The sequence below is a fragment of the Streptomyces sp. NPDC016845 genome (assembly GCF_044332585.1).
GTDB lineage: Bacteria > Actinomycetota > Actinomycetes > Streptomycetales > Streptomycetaceae > Streptomyces.
Genome location: NZ_JBIRPI010000004.1, coordinates 480787 through 497810, shown reverse-complemented (window position 1 = coordinate 497810; position 17024 = coordinate 480787). Strand labels below are relative to the sequence as shown.

The window sequence follows — 17024 nt, the reverse complement described above, 5'->3', positions numbered from 1 at the left end:
CACCCACCCGGCTCAGCTGCCGGGGTACGAGACCTTCGTCAGCACTGAATCGCCGGTGGTTGTCGATCCGGCCGCCTCCCGTTCGACGCCGTGATGTGCGGGGCGTTTCCGCACCCTGATCGCCGAACCGCGACAGGCGCCGAACGACAGGACGGACGGTAAAGCCCGTGGAGCAGAAGCAACTTCTGCGAGTCATGAACTTCATGGTGTCGAGCGACGGGATCGCCGCCGGCGTGCACCAGACCCTTGAGCGGCCGTTCGGCATCGACCGTGTCGAGCGGCTCTACTCCTGGGCCGGCGCCACGGCGAGCTGGCCCAACCGCACGGAGCCCGGCGGGAGCCGGGGCCTCGACGACTACTTCACCCGTGACTTCGCCCGCAACATCGGCGCCGAGATCATGGGCCGCAACAAGTTCGGGCCGCAGCGCGGGCCCTGGCAGGACCACGAGTGGCAGGGCTGGTGGGGCGACGAGCCGCCGTTCCGGACCCCGGTGTTCGTCATGACGCACCACCCACGTCCGTCGTTCAGCCTCTCCGACACCACGTTCCACTTCGTCGACGGCGACCCGGTGACGGTCCTGGAGCAGGCGCGGGAGGCGGCGCGGGGGATGGACGTCCGGCTCGGCGGCGGGGTCACCACCGTCCGCCAGTTCCTCGACGCCGACCTCGTCGACACCCTGCACGTGGCCGTCGCGCCCGTGAAGCTCGAATCGGGGCTCCGGCTCTGGGACTCCCCGGACGAGTTGCGCGACCGGTTCCACCTGGAGAGCGTGCCGAGCCCGAGCGGCGTGACGCACCACTTGTTCTGGAGGCGGTGACGGGATTCCCGGCCGCAACAGCGGTTAAGAACATTCGTTCCTACGGAGGCGTTCGCCTGGTACGTCGAGCAGCGCACCGCCGAGTACGAGGACCTGCTCGACGTCCTGGTGGAGGTGGTCCGGGGCGGGCCGTCCCGGCACCGCGGCGCGGTCCTCGGCTTCGAGCTGCACCTGGCCGCGCCGCGCGACGCCGGGCTGCGCACGCTCACCAGGAGTGGACGCGCCGCAGCCGGGCCACGCTCGCGCGCTTCACCGGACCGGAGACGGCCGCCCGCCTCGACGCCCGGCTGCGCGCCACCCGGTGGCCCGGACCCTGGCCGGTCGACGGCTGGGAGGCGGGCACCGACGCCGCCGAACTCCGCCGATGCGCGGCCACCTCGGGTTCGGGCGCTACGCCGCACACGGCAAAGACCTGGGCGCCGGCGACATCACGGCGTTCTTTCGCGACCCGCGCCCGTAGCGGCCCCGGGCCGGGCGGCCGGCGCTCCGGGCGCCTCGGGAGGGCGGCGCAGACTCAGGGCCCGTAACGCGAGCTGCATCTCGAACTGGGCCGTGTCGTCACGCAGCCGGTCGCCGAAGACCTCCTCCAGCTGGCGCAGCCGGTAGCGGACGGTCTGCGGGTGCACGGCGAGGCGCTGGGCGACCTCGCTCGCGTTGCGGGCGCAGCTCAGCCAGCACAGCAGGGTCTCGGCGAGCCGCTCGCGCTGCGGGGAGCGAACGGCGTCGAGCGGGCCGAGGTGCTGGCGGGCGAGCGCGTCGACCAGGTCCTCGTCGCGGAAGAGCAGCAGCGTGGCGAGGTGGTCGGTGCAGCGGACGAGCCCGGTGGCGGGCAGCGCGCCACGGCGTACGAGGTCGAGGGCGTCGCGGGCCCAGCGCAGGGAACGGGCGCCCTCGTCGAGCGCGACCGTCGGGCCGAGCGTGGCGCGCAGGCCCCGTAACGCGGCGGTGATCGCCCGCTGCCGTCCGGGGCCCTCCGGGTCGGGGACGACGATGACGCCGGACTGCCCCTCGAAGCGGGCCAGGAACCCGGGCGGCACGATGGGGCGGGCCGCCTCGCCCTTGCCCGCGCCCCGGACCGCGTCCGGCCCCTCGCTCACCACGAGGGCGATCTCCTTGGGCACCGGCCACTGCGCGGTGTGCGCGAGGTCGGCGATGGCCTCGGGGGAGACCGGCGGGTCGGCGGTGAGCAGGTCGATCAGCCGGCTGCGCCGCTGCTGGAGTTCGCCGGCCGTGTGCAGCCGGGCCTCCGTGTACCCGGCGGTGGTGGCGGCCGCCATCTCGTCGAGGTGCAGGAACATCGCCTCGCCGAACGCGACGAGGACGTGCGGCGGGAGCCGGTCGGCCTGGACCAGTTCGCTGACGCGTCGCCAGGTGACGCGGGCGCCGAGCCGCAGCGCCGCCTGGAACGAGTCGAGACTGCGGCCCTCGTCGGCCTCGCCGCGCCCGATGCGCTGGTACGTCGCCTTGACGTCCTCCCAGTCGGTCTCGGAGTCCGCGACCCGGGCGAGGAAACCTTCGAGGGCCTGCTCGACGCCGCGGTGCACGACATGCATGTACGTCTCGTCCATCGGCCGGGCGTACTCGGCGATCTCGGTCCTGATGGCCCGTACGACGTCGTCGGTGAGGTCGCCGAGGAACGGCCGCAGCTGGTCGTGGAGTTCGGCGGGGAAGGACCGGAACGCGGTGTTGATAGTGGGGCGTTCGGCCGTGGTGTGGGCTCCGTCGACCATGGGGCTCCCTCTGCGCGTGGGGTCATCAGGGGCTCGGCGACGATACTGCCCGGCCGCCGCGGGCGCCCCGTCGGGGACACACAGATTCGGCGCCGCTGTCTGTCACCCGGGTGACAACGCGACTGTGCGGTCCGCGCGTGCGGGCGAGGCGGCCATGATTCCGGTCACCGGAGTGACAAGACACATGTGTCTTTCGCGCGGGCGGACACAAGTGGGGTGAATGTGTCATGCGCCACCCCGCACCGAGCGCGACGGACGTGTTCGCGCACGGCCCGCACGACTTCCGCGACGGCGGTGACGACCCCTGCGGCGCAGCATGACCACGGTGACCAGGGCGCCCACCGACACGCACCCGGCCGCCAGCCGCAGCCCGGTGTCGTAACCGTCGAGGAACGCCGTGGGCGGGTCCGCGCCGTCGCGCAGTGCGGCGCGTTCCGTGCGGGTGAGGACGATGCCGATCAGGACCACGCCGAAGACGCCGCTGATCTCGCGCGCCGCGCTGACCAGGCCGGACGCCGTCCCCGTGCGGGAGGCGGGGACGGCTTCGAGGGAGCGTACGGTCAGCGGGGTGGTCAGGGACGAGCCGACGCCGATGAGGACGAGGCCGGGTTGCAGGCCGGCGTACGTGGCATCGGCGCCCACCCGCGCGACCAGCAGCAGGCCCGCCGCGACGAGCGCCAGACCGGCGGCGATGGAACGGTGGGCGCCGCCCATGAGCCGGGCGGCCCGTTCGGCGAACGGCGTGCACAGCAGCAGCGCACCGGCCAGCGGCAGGAACGCGAGACCCGCCTCGACCGGGGAGAAGCCCAGGACCCGCTGGAGGTAGAGGGCGGTGAAGAAGAACACGCCGTTGACGCCCACGCCCCACAGCACCTGCGCGGCGACCCCGCCGACGAGGAACCGGTCGCGCAGCATCCGCAGATCGAGGAGGGGCAGGGCGGTGCGCGCCTCGACCACCAGGAACGACACACCCGTCACGGCCGAAAGCCCCAGGCACAGTGGGACGGGCGGCGTGCTGAAGCTGTCCTCGCCGCCCTTCACCAGGGCGTAGGTGAGGAGGAACAGGGAGAGGGCGGAGAGGGTCACCCCGGGCAGGTCGAGGAGTGTGGGCAGGCGGCCCGCGCGGCCACGGCCGGCCGACGGGACCGCCGGCACGAGCAGCAGCGCCAGCGCCCCGAACGGCACATTGAGCAGGAACACCCAGCTCCAGCCCCAGTGTTCGGTGACGAAGCCGCCGATGACCGGGCCGAGCGCGAGCGCGACGGCGAGGGCCGCCGTCCACAGCCCCACAGCGGTCGAGCGGCGCCGCTCCGGCAGATCGGCGGCGACGACCGCGAGCGAGGCCGGGACGCAGAGCGCGGCTCCGGCGCCCTGCACGGCGCGGGCCGCGATGAGCGCGGCGCCGCTGCCGGCCAGGGCCGCCGCGGCCGAGGCGAGGGTGAACACGACGAGCCCGGCGGCGAGGACTGAGCGGCGCCCGACGAGGTCGGTGAGGCGCCCGCCCGCCAGCAGCAGCGCCCCGAAGGAGAGCACGTAACTGCTCGCCACCCACTCCAGATCGCCGACGGTCAGGCCCAGTTCGGACTGGAGCGTGGGCAGGGCGACGTTGATGACGGTGTTGTCCAGCGTGGTGAGGAACCCGGCCACGGACACCAGGGCCAGGAGCGCCGACAGTCTTCCCCGGTGCATGGTCGCCCCGCCCCTCGGTCGGTCGCACAGGTCGCGTCTTCGGCCCTGGCACGCGCTTCTGCGCGCCTCATGGATTGTGGGCGGGCGGACGCGGCGCGCTCTCCTGCGGCGGCTGCCGATTCGGGGCGTGCGCGTTGTCACCTCGCTGACAGTCAGTCTCACAACAACTGTCAGCGTCTCGTCTTTCTCACCCGTCCCACGGCGGCGGAACCTAATGCCTTGGCCGCACGGTCCGTCACCACTGCCCGTCCCCACCCTCCGCCACGCAGGGAGCAGCCGAGATGACCGAGACGACGACGCCCACGCCCGAGCCGCTGCTCACCGACCGGCTGCGGCAGTGGGCGCACGACCGCCCGCACCAGCGGGCCTTCACCTTCGTCGACTTCCCCGAACCACACTCTCCCGGGCTGCACCGCAGCCTCAGCTGGCGCGGTCTGGACACGCGGGCTCGCGCGCTCGCCGGACAGCTCGTGCGCACGGTGAGCCCCGGCGACCGGGTCGCGCTGCTGCTGCCGCAGGGCCTGGAGTACGCGGTGGCGTTCCTCGGCTGCCTGTACGCCGGGGTGATCGCGGTGCCGCTGTTCACACCCGACCTGCCGGGCCACGACGGGCGGTTGCGGGCGGTCCTCGACGACTGCGAGCCGTCCTGCGCGCTGGCGCTGCCGGACGACACGGCGCGCACGTCGGCGGAGGCGTTCACGGGCGGCCGCCTGCCCGTGCTCGCGGCGGACGGCCTTGCGGAGGCGCCGCCCGCGGCCGAGCTGCCCCGGGCCGCCCCGGACGACGTGGCGTACCTGCAGTACACGTCCGGCTCCACCCGCACCCCGTCCGGCGTGATGGTGACGCACGCCAACGTCGTCGCCAACGCCCGTCAGGCCGTCACCGCCCTCGGCATCGCCCCCGGACGCAACACGTCGGTGGGCTGGCTGCCGCTCTTCCACGACATGGGGCTCGTGCTGAGCATCGCCGCCCCGGTCTGCACGGGGTACGCGTCCGTCCTGCTCGATCCCGTGGCGTTCCTGGAGCGCCCGGTGCGCTGGCTGCGGCTGCTCGGCGGCTACCCGGGGACGATCAGCGCGGCACCCAACTTCGCGTACGACTACTGCGTCAGCCGCGTCGAGGCGCAGGAAACCGCCGGTCTGCGGCTCGAACGGGTGGCGACGCTGCTCAACGGCAGCGAACCCGTGCGGCCCGGCACGCTGGAGCGTTTCCTCGGTACCTTCGGCCCGGCCGGGCTCCCCGCGGAGGCGATGAGCCCGGCCTACGGGCTCGCGGAGGCGACCGTGTTCGTGACGGCCGACCCGCCAAACCGCCCGGCGGCGACCGTGGAGTGCGACGCCGCCGCCCTCACGGCGGGCCGGATCGAGGAGGCCACGGCCACCACGGCGGAGCCGGCCGTACGGATCGCCGACTGCGGGCGCCCGGTCGGGCAGGAGGTACGGATCGCCGCGCCCGAGACGGGGACCGTGCTCGACGAGGGCCGGGTCGGCGAGATCCAGGTCCGGGGCCCGAACGTCGGCGCGGGCTACTGGAAGCAGCCCGAGCGCACCGCCGAGACGTTCCGCGACGGATGGCTGCGCACCGGCGACCTCGGCGCGCTGCACGGCGGACGGCTCCTGGTGACCGGGCGGCTCAAGGACCTGATCGTCGTGGACGGCCGCAACCACTATCCGCAGGACATCGAGGAGACCGTGCAGTCGGCGGTGGGCCTGGTGCGCCGGGACCGCCTCGCCGCGTTCCTCGTGCCGCGCGACGACGGCGCGGAGGGCGAGGAACTGGTGGTCGTGGCGGAGACGCGGCGGGGCGCCGCCGCCCCGGACGAGGCCGCGGCGTGCGACGCCTCGGTCACCGCACGCGCGGCGATCGCCACCCGGCACGGCCTGCGCCTGGCCGAACTGGTCCTCGTACCGGCGGGAACGGTGCCCCGGACATCCAGCGGCAAGATCGCCCGCGCGGCGTCCCGGCAGCGGTTCCTCTCCGGTGAGCTGCGCGAGGGGACGCCGCGGTGAGCGCCACGCAGCGCGTGCGCGAGGTGCTCGTCGAGCGGCTCGGCGAGTGGTACGGGGTGGCGCCCGACGAGGTCGGCGACGACCGCCCGCTCGCCGAACTCGGACTCACCTCACGGGACGCCGTCGCCCTCACGGCACAGCTGGGGGAGGTCGTGGGGCGCCGGTTGCCCGCGACACTGCTGTGGGAGACGCCGACGCCGGGCGCGCTGGTGGCGGCGCTCACGACGGACGGGGCGCCCGAACCGCTCAACGCGCCCACCGCACCTGCCGGTTGTGCTGTCGCCGTCGTCGGGATCGGCTGCCGCTTCCCCGGCGGGGCCGACTCCCCGGCCGCGTACTGGCGGCTGCTCACCGAGCGCCGGGACGCCGTCGGGACGGTGCCCGGGGAGCGCTGGGAGCAGTTCGTGCCGCCCGGGTCCGTCCTGCCCGCCGACCTCAGCCGGCACGGCGCCTTCCTGGACGGCCTCGCCGACTTCGACGCCGAGTTCTTCGGCATCGCCGCCGACGAGGCGATCGCCCTCGACCCGCAGCAGCGCCTGCTCCTGGAGGTCACCCGGGAGGCCCTCGACCACGCGGCGCTGCCCGCCCCCTCCCTCGCCGGAACGCGGACCGGCGTCTTCGTCGGCATCAGCGGCACCGAGTACGCGCATCTCACCGCCGCCCGGCCGGAGTCGGTGACCCCGTGGACCGCCCCCGGGGGAGCGCTGAGCATCGCCGCGGGCCGTCTCTCGTACGCGCTCGACCTGCGCGGCCCGAGCCTCGCCGTGGACACGGCCTGCTCGTCCTCGCTCGTGGCGGTCGACCACGCGGTGCGCAGCCTCGCGGACGGCACGTCCGACACGGCGCTCGCGGCGGGCGTCAACGTCCTGCTCTCGCCCGCCGTGACCCTCGGCTTCCAGCGGGCGGGCGCGCTCGCCGCGGACGGGCGCTGCAAGGCGTTCGACGCGGCGGCCGACGGCATGGTGCGCGGCGAGGGCTGCGGCGTCGTCGTCCTCAAACGGCTCGCGGACGCCGAGCGCGACGGCGACCGCGTCCTCGCCGTCATCACCGGTACGGCGGTCAACTCCGACGGCCGCTCGAACGGACTCACCGCGCCGAACGCGTCCGCGCAACGTGCCCTGCTGAGCCAAGTGCACGGGACAGAGGGCCAGTTGGTGGACTACGTCGAGGCCCACGGCACCGGTACGCCGCTCGGCGACCCCGTCGAGGCGGGCGCGCTCGGCGCCGTCCTCGGCCGCGGCCGCGCGCCCGAACAACCCCTGCTGCTCGGCTCGGTGAAGACGAACCTCGGCCACCTGGAGGCGGCCGCCGGAACAGCCGGGCTCATCAAGACGATCCTCGCGCTGCACCACGACGAACTGCCGCCCCAGCTCCACTTCACCGAACCGAGCCCGCACGTCGACCTCGACGCGCTCGGCCTGCGGGTCGTCACCGACCCCGAGCCGTGGCCGCGCTACTCGGGCACGGCGACGGCGGGCGTCTCGGCGTTCGGCTTCGGCGGCACGAACGCGCACGTCGCGCTCGCCGAGTACCGAACCGCACCGCCCGCTCCGGCGGTCGGCGCGGAGCAGCCCGCGGTGCTTCTGCTCGACGCCCCCACCGACGCACGGCTCCGCGCACAGGCGGGCGCACTGGCCGACTGGCTCGACTCGGACGCGAGCCGAGGCGTACGCCTCCCGGACCTGGCCCGCACGCTGACGGGCCGTACGGGACGTGGCCGCCGCCGCGCCGCCGTGGTCGGCCGCGACCTCCCGTCCGCCACGACCGCGCTGCACCGCCTCGCCACGGGCGAGCCCGACACCCACCTCGTGACGGCCGGCCGGGCCCCGCTCACCACCGGCGCGCCCGGACCCGTCTGGGTCTTCTCCGGATACGGGTCGCAGTGGCCCGGCATGGGGCGCGGACTCCTCGCCACGGAACCGGTGTTCGCGGCCACCGTCGACCGGCTCGAACCCGTGCTGCGCGAACACGCCGGGATCTCGCTGCGCGCCGCGACCGAGCCCGGCGCCGACCTGTCCTCCCTCACCGTCGTCATGCCGGTCCTGTACGGGCTCCAGGTCGCGCTCGCCGAACTGTGGCGGTCCTACGGTGCCGAGCCCGCGGCCGTGATCGGGCACTCCCTGGGCGAGATCGCGGCGGCCGTCGCGGCGGGCGCCGTCGACCCGTCTACCGGGGCGCGGATCGTCGCGGTGCGCTCCCGCCTCCTGGCCACCTTGAGCGGCGGGCTGATGGCGGTCGTGGACCTCCCGGCCGAGGACGTGACACTCCTCGCCCGGGAGCTGCGGTCGCTGAACGTCGCGGTGCACGCCTCGCCCGCGCAGTGCGTGGTGACGGGCTCGGCCTCCGACGTGGAGGCGCTCGTCGCCAAGGTCACCGCGGAGGGCGGCTTCGCACGGGCGATGCCGGTGACGGCGGCGGGCCACTCGCCGGACGTCGAACCGCTGCTCCCCGAGTTCGCGTGGGAGCTCGGCGGGATCCGGCACGCGCCGCCCGGGTGCCGCCGGTACTCGACGGTCCTGGACGACCCGCGCGCCGCCGACCCGTACGACACGGCCTACTGGCTGGCCAACGCGCGCCGCCCCGTCCGCTTCGAGCAGGCGGTACGGGCCGCCGCCGAGGACGGGCACCGCGTCTTCGTCGAGCTCGCCCCGCACCCGACGCAACTGCATCCGCTGACCCGCACGCTGGCGGACGCGGGCGTGGAGGACCCGCTGGTGCTGCCCACGCTGCGGCGCTCCACCGACGACGCGCTGACGTTCCGCTCCTCGCTCGCCTCGCTCCTGGTGCACGGCGTGCGCCTCCCCGCGGCGCGCGAGACGCTGCACCGCTCCGGCCGGATCGTCGACGTGCCCTCGGCGCCGTGGCAGCACCGGCGGTTCTGGGTGGGCGAGCCCCCCGGAGAACCGCCGCTCCCGGCAACGGCCCCGGCCGCGGCGACGACCACACCGCTGGGCCGCCTGCGCACCGTGGTCGCGCACGTCATGGGCTTCGCTCCCGACCGCCTCGACCCGGACGTCCCGCTGACGGACCTGGGCCTCGACTCCCTCACCGCGGTCCGCATCCGCACCGCGGTGGAGCACGGGTTCGGGGTGACCCTGGAGGCGGGGGTGCTGCTGCGGCAGGGGACGTTGCGGGGGGTGTCGGCGCTGCTCGAAACCGCGGCGGACACCGGCCTCGCGCCCAGGCCCCCCGCCGCTCTCGCTCGCCCCGCCGAACCGTCCTTCGGCACCCCGGGGACCCTGCGCTCCTTCCCCGGCGACGGTCCTCACCCCGCGCTCTTTCTCGCCCATGCCGCCGGTGGCTCCTCCGACGTGTACGGGCGGCTCGCCGATCGGCTCGACGGCTCGCGGCCGGTGTTCGGGTTCGACCGGGCCGAGCGTCCGGACGACGTGCCGGGCCGGGCCGCCGAGTTCGCGCGCCGCATCCGCACGGTGCGGCCCGACGGACCCTGGACCCTGGGCGGATGGTCGTACGGCGGGCTCGTCGCGCAGGAGGCGGCGCGGCTGCTCGCGCCGCACGGGGAGGTTGACGCGCTCGTCCTCATCGACTCCGTGCTCCCGCTGCCGGCCCTGCCCGCGGACAGCCCCGCCGACGAGGCACGGCGCCGCTTCGAGGGGTTCGCCGCGTACATCCGGACCACCTACGGAGCCGAACTCGCGCTGCCGTACGAGGAGTTGGCCGAGCTGGGCGACCGCGGCCGGATCGACCTCGTCCTCAACCTCCTCGGGCAGGCCGTCGACCTTCCCGCCGCCGTCCTGGCCCACCAGCGCACCTCCTACCTGGACCTGCGCAGCGGCGAACACCACACCCCGGGCCGCCACGACGGCCGGACCCTGCTCTACCCGGCCACGCGCCCCGCGCCCCACACGGTCCGCGACCTCCGCTACGAGCGCACCGACGCCGCCCTCGGCTGGGACGCGTACTGCACCGACCTCACGGTGACCCCGCTGCCCGGCCACCATCTGGCCCTGCTCGACCCCCCGGTGGTGGACGTCCTCGCCGGGCACCTGGTCCGCGCCCTCGCGCCCCGCCCCCGCTGAATCTCCCCACCACACCCCTGGAGCCACCATGCCCCTCGGATCCCGCCGCACCCGGCTCGCCGCCTGCACCGCCACCGCCGCGCTCCTCGTCACCGGCGGCGCGCTCGGCGCGGCCCCCGCCCAGGGCACGCCCGCCGTCACCGCGCGGGCCGTGACCACCGCCGACGGCGCCCGGATCATCGCCCGGACATGGCTCGACGAGCGGACCGTCGACCTCACCGTACGGTCGCCGGCCGTGGGCGCCGACGTACCGGTCCGCGTCCTGCTGCCCACCTCGTACGCCGAGGCGCCCGACCGTGAACGACCTGTCCTCCACCTCCTCCAAGGCGCGCACGACGACTACACGTCCTGGACCCGCGAGACCGACATCGAGTCCTTCCTCGCCGGGCAGGACCTCATCACCGTCATGCCGTCGTCGGGCGCCACCGGCATCCCCACGGACTGGTGGAACCTCGGCCGCCGCAGCCCCGACTACGAGAAGTTCCAGGTCGACGAGGTGATGCAGCTGCTCCGCGCCGAGTTCCACGCGGGGGAGCGGCGGGCCGTCGCCGGGGTGTCGACGGGCGGTTACGGCGCGCTTGCGTTCGCCGCCCGCAGACCCGGTACGTTCGCGGCGGCGGCCTCCTACAGCGGCGTCCTCGACACGACGGCGCTCGGCATGATCACCGTCGTCAACGCGATCGTCGCCCGGGAGCTCCAGCTGCCAGGACTGCTGTGGGGCGACCCGCTCCTCCAGCGCCAGAACTGGACCGCGCACAACCCCTACGCCCTCGCCGAGCAACTGAGGGGCACCCGCCTGTACGTGTCCCAGGGCAGCGGCATCCCCAGCGACGATTTCGGCAACCTCCAGGGCGCCGTCCTGGAAGGCACCTTGTACGCGCAGGCCCGGAAGTTCACCAGCCGCCTCGCGGCCCTCGGCGTGCCCGCGCGGACACACCTGTACTCGGGCGGTTCGCATGCCTGGTCGTCCTGGCAGGGCGAGTTCAAGGCGTCCTGGCCGACGCTCGCCGCCGGACTCGGACTGCCCGCGAACTGAAACAGACCCCTCCGTCCCCGCAAGCCCGAAAGGAACGCCATGGAAGCCGATCCCCTCGCCGCGGCCGTGGTGGCCGACGCCCCCGCCGCCACGCTCGCCGGACTGCCCGTGCCCACCCAGTATTTGGCGGCCCATCTGCGCGCCGAGGACCAGGACATGTTCAGCGGCGTCGACGACAAGGACGTGCGCAAGTCGATCCACGTCGGACCGGTGCCGATGCCGGACCTCGCCCCGGACGAGGTGCTCGTCGCGGTCCTCGCGAGCGGCATCAACCACAACACCGTCTGGTCGGCGATGTTCGAGCCGGTGCCGACCTTCTCCTTCCTGCGCAAGTTCGGCCGCGACGGCGGCTGGGCGGCGCGCCACGACGCCCCGCACCACGTCATCGGCTCGGACGCGTCGGGCGTCGTCGTACGGGCAGGCGCCGGTGTACGGCGCTGGCGGGTCGGCGACCGCGTCGTGGTCTCACCCGTGTACGTCGACGACGAGGACCCGGCGGGGCACGCCGACGGCATGATGGGCCCCTCCCAGCTGGCCTGGGGGTTCGAGACGAACTTCGGCGGCCTCGCCCACTACTGCGTCGCCCGAGCCGGTCAACTCCTGCCCAAGCCCGCCCACCTGACGTGGGAGGAGGCGGCCAGCAACCCGCTGTGCGCGGGCACCGCCTACCGGATGCTCGTCAGTGAGCGCGGCGCCCGGATGAAGCAGGGCGACACCGTGCTGATCTGGGGCGCCTCGGGCGGCCTCGGCGCGTACGCGGCGCAGCTCGTGCGCAGCGGCGGCGGCATCGCTGTCGGCGTCGTCGGCAGCGAGGCCAAGGCGCGCGCGGCGAAGGAGTTCGGCTGCCATGTCGTCATCGACCGGCGCGAGATCGGCATCGACGGGACCGTGCCCGAGGACCCCGCCGTCCCCGGGCGCCGCCTCGGCAAGCTGATCAGGGACGCCGTCGGCGCCGACCCGCAGATCGTGTTCGAGCACGTGGGGCGGGCCACGTTCGGTGTCTCCGTGTACGTGGCCGGGCGCGGCGGCACCGTCGTGACGTGCGGCTCGACCACCGGCTACCAGCACGAGTTCGACAACCGGTTCCTGTGGATGCGGCTCAAGCGCGTCATCGGCAGCCACGGCGTCAACCTGGCCGAACTGAACGAGATGCAGCGCTTGTTGGAGCTCGGGCTGCTGCGCCCCGCGCTCTCGGCGACGTACCCCCTGGAGGAGACGCGCGAGGCCGCCCGCCTGGTCCAGCGCAGCCTGCACACGGGGAAGGTCGGCGTCCTCGGCCTCGCCCCGCGCACGGGTCTCGGCGTCTCCGACCCCGGGAAGCGGCGGGCGCTCATGGGCTGATGTGACCCAGAACACGTTACCGGAGGTATCTGAAACACCGTGTCGCAGGTAAGTTGCCTTTACACGCAGAAGTGGAACCACGTGTCTGAGCAACTGCCGTGCCCCGAGGGGCGGGGCGCACCTCCGCCCCTGCCTCTCCCGGGGGCCCGCGAGCGAGAGTGAGGACCCTCCGCGATGGAGCAGACCCACGCCACCCCCGTCGACGTTCTGGTCATCGGTGCCGGTATATCCGGCGTCAGCGCCGCCCGTCACATCCTGCGTGACAACCCGGCCGCCTCACTCGTCGTCCTCGAGCGCCGCGCCCGGGTCGGCGGCACCTGGGACCTCTTCCGGTACCCCGGCATCCGCTCCGACTCCGACATGCCCACCTTCGGCTTCGGCTTCAGCCCCTGGCGCGACAAGCGGATCCTCGCCGACGGGGCGAAGATCCGGCAGTACGTGGAGGACGCCGCGGCCGACGGCGGGATCCTGGACCGCGTCCGCTTCGGGCGCCGCGCGCTCAGCGCCGACTTCTCGCACGACAGCGGGCGCTGGACCGTCGAGGTCGAGGACGAGGCCACCGGCGCGCGCGAGTCGTACAGCGCGGGCTACCTCGTCGGTGCGACCGGCTACTACGACTACGACACCCCCTACCGCCCGGAGTTCCCCGGCGAGGCGGACTTCCGGGGCACACTCGTCCACCCGCAGCACTGGCCCGAGGACCTCGACCACACCGGCAAGCGCGTCGCCGTCATCGGCTCCGGCGCCACCGCCATCACCCTGCTGCCCGCGATGGCCGGCACCGCCGAGCACGTCACCATGGTGCAGCGCTCGCCCACCTACGTCCTCGCGCTGCCCGAGGTCGACCCGCTCACCTCCGTACTGCAGAAGCTGCGCGCCCCCGTCCGCCTGACGCACAAGGTGGTCCGCGCCCGCAACATCGCCCTGCAGCGCGGGAGTTACGCCTTCTGCCGCAAGTACCCGCGCCTCGCCCGCAAGGTGCTGCTCGGCCTCGTACGGGCCCAGGCGGGCAAGGGCGTCGACATGCGCCACTTCAGTCCGGAGTACAAGCCGTGGGACCAGCGCCTGTGCGTAGTCCCCGGCGGCGACCTGTTCAAGGTGCTCAAGCGCGGCGAGGCGTCGATCGCCACCGGCCGGATCGACACGTTCACCGCCGACGGCATCCGGCTGCAGTCCGGCAGGGAGATCAAGGCCGACATCATCGTCACCGCCACCGGCCTGACCGTGCGCCTCATGGGCGGCATGGCCCTGTCCGTCGACGGCGAGCCCGTGGACGTCAAGGACCGCGTCCTCTACAAGGCCGTCCTGCTCGAAGGCGTCCCGAACATGTCCCTCGTCATCGGCTACACCAACGCCTCCTGGACCCTGAAGGCGGACCTGGCCGCCGCCTACACCGCCCGGCTGCTCGCCCACATGCGGCGCCACGGCCACGACATCGCGACGCCGGTCGCCTCCGACCGCGACCGTTCGGAGTTCTCTGTCATGGGCGAGGCGCTGACCTCCGGCTACATCGCCCGCGCCAACGAGGTCATGCCGCGCCAGGGCACCCGCGACCCCTGGCGGCTGTGGAACAACTACTACCGCGACCGGGCCCTGCTCCAGGACACCCCCGTCGACGACAGCCCCCTGCGCTTCGAGAAGGCGGGCGTGGCGCGGAACGCCCCGTCCCGCGCCGCCTGACCGCTCCGCCGTACGACAGGAACCGAGGACGAAGATGACCGCGAACCTGACCAGGAAGCTGTACGACGAGCGTCTGCGGACCCTGTCCGAGGGCTCCGTGAACGTCAACTTCAACGCCTTCAAAGACATCGCGTGGGACGACCCCGAGTTCGCCGTGGACCTGAGCGACCCGCGCTGGGTCCTCACCAGCGCCGACGCCCTCGGCGCCCACCCCTGGTACCGCGAGCAGCCCCTGGAGACACAGATCCGGATCGGGATCTGGCGCTGGGCGGTGATCGCCAAGGTCGGCATGCAGTTCGAGAACATCCTGATGCGCGGCGCCCTCGACTACCTCTACGAACTGGGCAACCGCGACGAGGAGTTCCGCTACCTCACGCACGAGATCACCGAGGAGACCCACCACACCCAGATGTTCCAGGAGCTGGTCAACCGGACCGGCGTGGACACCGCGGGCGGCAAGCGCTGGTTCCGCAAGGTCAGCCGCTTCCTGCCGCTGGCGGGCTCGCTCTACCCCGAGGCGTTCTTCACCGGCATCCTCGCCGGCGAGGAGCCCATCGACCACCTCCAGAAGTCGGCCCTGCGCAGCGGTGAGCCGGTCCACCCCCTTCCGCAGCGGATCATGCAGATCCACATAGCCGAGGAGGCGCGGCACATCTCCTTCGCGCACGAGTTCCTGCGCCTTCGCGTGCCGCACATGCGCAAGGCCCGCCGCGGCGCCCTGTCCGTCCTCTTCCCGCTGATCATGCGGGTCCTGTGCGACGTCATCATGATCCCGGACCGCAAGTCCGCCGAGCAGGTCGGCATCCCGGCCTGGGTCGTCAAGGACGTCTTCTGGAAGTCCGAGGCGGGCCGCAAGATGCTCCACGACCTCTTCTCCGACGTACGGATGCTCGCCGAGGACATCGGCCTGATGAACAAGGTGTCGCGGCCGGTGTGGAGGGCCCTGCGCATCGACGGCCGCCCGGCCCGCTTCCGCGGCGAGCCCGCCCTGCACACCGACTGACAGCCCGACCGCTTCACCATCGAACGGAGACAGAGCCGCCGTGCCGTACGTCGTCACCCGATCCTGCTGCGCCGACGCCTCCTGCGTGCTGGCCTGCCCGGTCAACTGCATCCACCCCGCGCCGGGCGAGCCCGGCTTCGGCACGACCGAGATGCTCTACGTCGACCCGCGCACCTGCGTGGACTGCGGCGCCTGCACGACGGCCTGCCCGGTCGACGCGCTCAAACCGCACACGAAACTCGGCGAGGGCGAGCTGCCGTTCCTCCAGCTGAACGCCGACTACTACAAACGGAACCCGCACGCCGACCGCAGCCCCATGTACGTCGTTCCGCGCCAACGCGCGCTGCCCGAGGGCGAGTTGTCGGTGGCCGTCATCGGCGCGGGCCCGGCCGGGATGTTCGCCGCCGACGAACTCCTCCGCCACCCCGGCGTACGCGTCACCGTCCACGACCGGCTGCCGACGCCCTACGGCCTGGCGCGGGCCGGTGTCGCCCCGGACCACCAGGACACCAAGCAGGTCACCCGGCTCTTCCGGACGATCGAGTCGCAGCCCGGCTTCCGCTACCGCCTCGGCGTCGAGCTCGGCACCGACCTCACCCACACCGACCTGCTCCGCGAGCACCACGCGGTCGTCTACGCCGTCGGCGCCGCGACCGACCGGCGCCTCGGCATCGAGGGCGAGGAGCTGCGCGGCAGCGTCTCCGCCACCGACTTCGTCGGCTGGTACAACGGCCACCCCGACCGCGCCGCCGACGAACACCCCTTGGACACCGAGCGCGCCGTCGTCATCGGCAACGGCAACGTCGCCCTCGATGTCGCCCGCATCCTCACCGCCGACCCCGACACCCTCGCCCGTACCGACATCTCCGACCGCGCCCTCGCCGCACTGCGTACGAGCAAGGTCCGCGAGGTGGTCCTCCTCGGCCGCCGGGGGCCCGCCCAGGCGGCGTTCACCGTGCCCGAACTGCTCGCGCTCTGCGCGCTCAAGGACGTGGACGTGCTGGTCGAGGGCGGGCCCGAGGGCCTGGACCCGGAGGCCACGGAGAAGACCCGGCTCCTGTCTCAGCTGGCCGCCCGCACCCCCGTCGAAGGCCGCCGCCGCATCGTCCTGCGCTTCCTGACGAGCCCCCTCCGGCTCGTCGGCGAGACGTCCGTACGCGCCCTGGAGATCACCCCCACCGAGCTGTACACGGACGACGACGGCACGGTCCGCGCCCGCCCCACCGGCGCCGCCGAGACCCTGGAGACCGGCCTGGTCCTGCGCTCCGTCGGCTACCGCGCCCGGCCCGTGCCCGGCCTGCCCTTCGACGAGGCGAGCGCGACCGTGCCGCACGAGCGCGGCCGGGTCGAGCCCGGCGTCTACGTCGCGGGCTGGATCAAGCGCGGCCCGACCGGCTTCATCGGGACCAACAAGACCTGCGCCCAGGAGACGGTCGAGTCGCTCCTGGACGACTTCGCCGCGGGCCGCCTCACCGGGCCCGAGCGAGCCGTCCGTACGACGACGCAGGCGCTCGACCTGGACGCCTGGCGCGCGATCGACCGGGCGGAACGGGCGGCGGGCGAGGCGCAGGGCCGCCCCCGCGTCAAGTTCACGGACACGGAGTCCTTGCGCCGGGCGGCGGAGGCGGTCCCGGCGGTGCACACCTGACGGTGCCGGTCATCGGGGCCCGGAGCGGGC

General features: G+C 73.8%; 10 protein-coding genes. 8 read left to right on the top strand and 2 right to left on the bottom strand.

Going from position 1 to position 17024, the window contains the following annotated elements:
* Positions 1 to 194: 194 nt before the first annotated feature.
* Positions 195 to 818 (top strand): dihydrofolate reductase family protein, encoded by a 624-nt coding sequence (locus ACH4RC_RS15435; protein WP_398200529.1) that lies wholly within the window; start codon positions 195 to 197, stop codon positions 816 to 818.
* 428 nt (positions 819 to 1246) lie between these two features.
* Here the strand turns inward: ACH4RC_RS15435 and ACH4RC_RS15430 are convergent, their stop codons facing one another.
* Positions 1247 to 2548, bottom strand: a complete 1302-nt coding sequence (locus tag ACH4RC_RS15430; protein ID WP_398200253.1) for a PucR family transcriptional regulator — start codon at positions 2546 to 2548, stop codon at positions 1247 to 1249.
* Positions 2549 to 2773: 225 nt separating this feature from the next.
* On the bottom strand, positions 2774 to 4237 hold the full coding sequence (locus tag ACH4RC_RS15425) for an MFS transporter (protein WP_398200250.1): 1464 nt from the start codon (positions 4235 to 4237) through the stop codon (positions 2774 to 2776).
* Positions 4238 to 4518: 281 nt separating this feature from the next.
* Between ACH4RC_RS15425 and ACH4RC_RS15420 the strand changes: the two genes are divergently transcribed.
* The 7 genes from ACH4RC_RS15420 (at position 4519) to ACH4RC_RS15390 (ending at position 16994) form a co-directional block, all read left to right on the top strand.
* Positions 4519 to 6246: a fatty acyl-AMP ligase gene (locus ACH4RC_RS15420; RefSeq protein WP_398200248.1), complete on the top strand. Its 1728-nt coding sequence runs from the start codon at positions 4519 to 4521 to the stop codon at positions 6244 to 6246.
* Positions 6243 to 10286 carry a beta-ketoacyl synthase N-terminal-like domain-containing protein gene (locus ACH4RC_RS15415; RefSeq protein WP_398200245.1) on the top strand — a complete coding sequence of 1348 codons (4044 nt, stop codon included), beginning with the start codon at positions 6243 to 6245 and terminating at the stop codon, positions 10284 to 10286. Before ACH4RC_RS15420 ends, ACH4RC_RS15415 begins: the two co-directional genes overlap by 4 nt.
* Before the next feature lie 28 nt (positions 10287 to 10314).
* Entirely contained in the window at positions 10315 to 11322 is a 1008-nt protein-coding gene (locus ACH4RC_RS15410) for an alpha/beta hydrolase (protein ID WP_398200243.1), read from the top strand.
* Positions 11323 to 11361: 39 nt separating this feature from the next.
* Entirely contained in the window at positions 11362 to 12663 is a 1302-nt protein-coding gene (gene ccrA, locus ACH4RC_RS15405) for a crotonyl-CoA carboxylase/reductase (protein ID WP_398200240.1), read from the top strand.
* 174 nt (positions 12664 to 12837) lie between these two features.
* Positions 12838 to 14343 carry a flavin-containing monooxygenase gene (locus ACH4RC_RS15400; RefSeq protein ID WP_398200237.1) on the top strand — a complete coding sequence of 502 codons (1506 nt, stop codon included), beginning with the start codon at positions 12838 to 12840 and terminating at the stop codon, positions 14341 to 14343.
* 34 nt (positions 14344 to 14377) lie between these two features.
* Entirely contained in the window at positions 14378 to 15346 is a 969-nt protein-coding gene (locus tag ACH4RC_RS15395) for a diiron oxygenase (RefSeq protein WP_398200234.1), read from the top strand.
* A gap of 40 nt (positions 15347 to 15386) precedes the next feature.
* On the top strand, positions 15387 to 16994 hold the full coding sequence (locus ACH4RC_RS15390; RefSeq protein ID WP_398200231.1) for an FAD-dependent oxidoreductase: 1608 nt from the start codon (positions 15387 to 15389) through the stop codon (positions 16992 to 16994).
* Positions 16995 to 17024: the final 30 nt, after the last annotated feature.

Coding starts and splice junctions, on each gene's coding strand:
- ACH4RC_RS15435 (WP_398200529.1), top strand. CDS start 195: ATGAACTTCATGGTGTCGAGCGACGGGATCGCCGCCGGCGTGCACCAG.
- ACH4RC_RS15430 (WP_398200253.1), bottom strand. CDS start 2,548: ATGGTCGACGGAGCCCACACCACGGCCGAACGCCCCACTATCAACACC.
- ACH4RC_RS15425 (WP_398200250.1), bottom strand. CDS start 4,237: ATGCACCGGGGAAGACTGTCGGCGCTCCTGGCCCTGGTGTCCGTGGCC.
- ACH4RC_RS15420 (WP_398200248.1), top strand. CDS start 4,519: ATGACCGAGACGACGACGCCCACGCCCGAGCCGCTGCTCACCGACCGG.
- ACH4RC_RS15410 (WP_398200243.1), top strand. CDS start 10,315: ATGCCCCTCGGATCCCGCCGCACCCGGCTCGCCGCCTGCACCGCCACC.
- ccrA (WP_398200240.1), top strand. CDS start 11,362: ATGGAAGCCGATCCCCTCGCCGCGGCCGTGGTGGCCGACGCCCCCGCC.
- ACH4RC_RS15400 (WP_398200237.1), top strand. CDS start 12,838: ATGGAGCAGACCCACGCCACCCCCGTCGACGTTCTGGTCATCGGTGCC.
- ACH4RC_RS15395 (WP_398200234.1), top strand. CDS start 14,378: ATGACCGCGAACCTGACCAGGAAGCTGTACGACGAGCGTCTGCGGACC.